The 722-nt window shown below is 66.3% G+C and carries 1 protein-coding gene; it reads right to left on the bottom strand.

The genetic code is table 11. The annotated features are described in order from the left end of the window. A partial coding sequence (locus tag GO606_RS00680; protein WP_246979245.1) for an Rpn family recombination-promoting nuclease/putative transposase occupies positions 1–722 on the bottom strand: 722 nt, incomplete at both ends.

Here is a 722-nt window from a genome sequence, read left to right as displayed (position 1 = left end):
CGGCCCTCCTGACGGCCCTCCTGGCGGCCTTTCCGGAGGCCCTCCTCGAGCCCTTGCTGTTTCCATTCTTCGGTCCATTCGATCACGCGTTCTGCAAGCATGGTTTCTGCCTCATGTAAGTCGGCCATTTCCGGGATCCGGACGCCCGGCAGGCGCCCGGGCAACAGCACCCGCTTGATCCAGACGGTAAAGGCGCGCCGCAGGCTGCTCTGCTCGGGGGCGCGCACCCAGTCGCTCAGGGCCGCGATCGTTTGCCTCAGATCCTCCGGGCTGTGGCTGCGCTCCAGCCGAAAGAGCGCAGCGGCCAGATTGCGGATGTCGGGCAGATCGCTTTCGCGCAGCGCCCCTTCGTCGAGCAGCAGATAGCGCATCTGCGGACGGTAGCGCTCGAGCCCGCCGCCCGGAAGGGTTGCGACCAGCTCGGCGACGTCGGTGGCGGCGTTCCATCTCGATTTGCCATTATAGAGAACCAGCGGCAGCACCGGCGGCAGCCTGCCGTCCGCGCTCAGGCTCTTCTGGCGCACCAGCTCCTGATAGAGCAGCCCGACGTAGGTGAGCAGGCGCACGGCCATGAACGGGTCCGAGCGCGACTGGAACTCGAGCAGCAGATACACGTACAGCCAGCTCTCGCCCCAGCGCACTTTCCAGACGATGTCGTCTTCACGGTCGCGCAGGTCGTCCGCCACGTAGCTGCCGCTGACCTTCTCGAGGCTGCCGAAGTC

Origin of the sequence: Aromatoleum anaerobium, assembly GCF_012910705.2 — a bacterium.
In the GTDB taxonomy this organism is placed as follows: Bacteria; Pseudomonadota; Gammaproteobacteria; order Burkholderiales; family Rhodocyclaceae; genus Aromatoleum; species Aromatoleum anaerobium.
Note: the sequence above shows the minus strand (reverse complement) of the source record. Positions and strands in the feature narration are given on the sequence as shown.